This window comes from Mycobacterium sp., assembly GCF_049683935.1.
GTDB lineage: Bacteria > Actinomycetota > Actinomycetes > Mycobacteriales > Mycobacteriaceae > Mycobacterium.
Genome location: NZ_JBAUJR010000258.1, coordinates 1 through 2,510 on the forward strand (window position 1 = coordinate 1; position 2,510 = coordinate 2,510).

Genomic DNA, 2,510 nt, shown 5'->3' on the forward strand with positions numbered 1-2,510 from the left:
CGCCTACCGGCGCGGGGACCGGCGGCGGTGGTGCGCCGATGATGCTGCCGCCGGGTTCGATGAGTCCCCCAGCAGGTGCGCCACCCCCGGCACCGACCGTGCCGGCGGGCACTGTCGGCTCGACAAATGCCCCGGCAACGCCCGCCCCGTCCGCAGCGAGTGCGGCTGCGGGCCCGACTCTGATTCCGGCCAGTGTGGTCGCTGCGGGTCAGACCGCAGCCGCACGGGAGCGCCGCGAGTCCGCAGACGCCGCGGCGGCCAAGGAGTTGGTCTGGAAGCTGCAGCACGCCGCGTACATGGCGCTCAATCCCGCGGCGGGGTGGGCTGTCGGGGTGTTCCGCTCACCGAGCGGCACCGAGACCGTCATCACCTCCAATGACGGGTCCAGCTACATCCCGGCGGGGGTGTTCGTTCCGCGCTCCGTGCGGCTGTTGGCCACAGATCCGTTGGTAGACGATTCTTTTCGGCAGAGGTGGTTCGGCTGGGGTGATCCGGCACGGGTCCTCGTCGAGTACGCCCAACTGCGCGCACAGTGGGGCTGGAAGCTGGTCGCAGCAGCCACCACGGCGGGGGTAAACGTCTTGCGCGATGCCGGGGTGGAGCATCCGCCGTCGTGCTCGGGAGACACCAACCCGCTGCTACAACAAGGCGTCGAGGTGTCCGCCCCAGTGCTCGACGACATGCACGTGCATCGGCTGGCGGTGCTGTGGCCCAAGGTGTATCCGCGGCTGCTACCCATCATGGACGCCGACCCAATTTTTCAAGACCGGATCGTCGCGGCGGTGACCGCGGCGATGATCAACGCAGCAACAACCCAGGCCCAAGTCATCGATGGCGGTATTGACGAGGCGTTACGCCTGGTCTGGGCTATCCGCGGCAGTGACCGCGAGCCATCCCTGCAGCAGTGGGCGGACTATGACAAGGCGGCCAAGGCCCTCAACGTCATGACCGCGATGCGCCGACCGGCTTTCGCCACCAACACCGGCGCAGTCGCCGATCCCAGCGACACCACCGAAGAGCTGGCCGACTACCGGGCGCACTGGATGGTTGCGCGTACCGCCGAGCACATCGGCGGGTGGTCCAGGCGCCCGCTGCCGCTACCCGACATGTGCTACGCCGCAGCCGCTACCGGCGATCCTGACCTGCGCGACATGATCGTCAAGGCTCTTATCAGCGTTGAAGAGGACCTCCAATACGAGGCTCCTCGATGAGGACTCCAGGGGGTGCGGACGGCGCGGCCTGGAGAGTCGAGCTGGAGCGCTGGCATGCCGAGCTGGCCCATACCATTGACCAAGCATCTCTGTGGGCACGGGAGTTTCATGTGTCCACCGGGGACGGTCGCTGGGGCGATACCTCGGCACCGCCGAGCTATCCGCTGCTCGGGTACGCCCACCGGCTGGAACGGATCGGTGCGACGCTGAAGATGGTGTGCGCGAACGCCTCTCTTGACCCGCCGGTCTTGAGTTGGGATCGCACCACGCTGCAAGCACCGCCGAGGATCCGGATACCTGGGCGTGACCCCGATTGGCGAGAGGCCGACTACATCGAGGGCGGCCAATATCTCCTCTACATCCGGCCAAGCGGCCCTAATCCCGATATCGTTACTGCGCAACAGTATTGGCGCACTGCATTAGGGTTCGCCGCTCCGTCGGTGCTGGAACGCGAGTTCGGGATACCGCAGCTCGCTATCTACGCGAAGCAGGCTCAAGGGCTGTTCGACATCGCCCATGACACGGTGTGTGCGGCCTTCCGTGACAGCGTGGCCGCCACCTTCGGCCGGATATGGGCCACGTGGCCCACTACGGGGGATAGTGCCCGACCGCTGATGATGTGGATGACAGAGCTTATGCAGTTCGGCTGTTCAGCCGAGGAGTGCGAGGCCGTGCTCCGCGATATCGAGGTGATCGATTCTCAGGCCGTCGCCATTCGCCGCGCGACTCGTACAACCTGGCTGCGGGACACAGCCTGACTGCTGGGGTTATGCGGCGGTGATGGCGATGTGGAGGCGTTTCCCGCAGGCTGCGGCGAGCCGTTCCAGGGCGTCGATACCGGGGATGCGTGCACCGTTCTCCCAGGCGGCGACCGCGGATTGACTGGTGCCCATGGCGGCGGCGAGCTGGGTTTGGGTGAGGCCGGCCTCGGTGCGGGCGGCGTAGACCAGCTCGGCGAGGTCCATCGCCCGGCCGGCGTCGTGGTAGGCCTGCTCGTAGGTCTGGCGCTGCTCGTCGGTGAGGGCGGCCTGGCGCTGGGCGCGGGCGGTTCGATAATCGACCCCACCGCTGGCGGTGGCGACCTTCTTCGCAGCGGCGGGGGCTTTCTTGGCAGCCCTCTTCGGGGCAGCGGTCTTCTTCGCGGTGGCGGTCTTGACGGCCATGGTTGGGTTATCCCTTCTTGGTCTGGTGGCGGCGTAGCGCTTTGCGTGCGCGGGTGATCTCGTTGCGTTCGTTTTGGCGTTGTTTGCGGAAGGTGGTCAAGGTGACCAGCTGGCGGTCGGGGTCGGCGGTGTAGGT

General features: G+C 66.9%; 3 protein-coding genes. 2 read left to right on the top strand and 1 reads right to left on the bottom strand.

The window, feature by feature from the left end; genetic code table 11:
• Together WA965_RS15035 and WA965_RS15040 are read left to right on the top strand one after the other, a co-directional pair.
• Nucleotides 1–1,211 (top strand): EspK C-terminal domain-containing protein (locus WA965_RS15035; RefSeq protein WP_526447712.1); only part of this gene is annotated, 1,211 nt, incomplete at its 5' end.
• Nucleotides 1,212–1,321: 110 nt separating this feature from the next.
• Entirely contained in the window at nucleotides 1,322–1,969 is a 648-nt protein-coding gene (locus WA965_RS15040; protein WP_526447714.1) for a hypothetical protein, read from the top strand.
• A 9-nt stretch (nucleotides 1,970–1,978) separates the two neighbouring features.
• Here the strand turns inward: WA965_RS15040 and relB are convergent, their stop codons facing one another.
• Nucleotides 1,979–2,374 (bottom strand): type II toxin-antitoxin system RelB family anti-toxin, encoded by a 396-nt coding sequence (gene relB / locus WA965_RS15045; protein ID WP_526447716.1) that lies wholly within the window; start codon nucleotides 2,372–2,374, stop codon nucleotides 1,979–1,981.
• Nucleotides 2,375–2,510 lie beyond the last annotated feature (136 nt).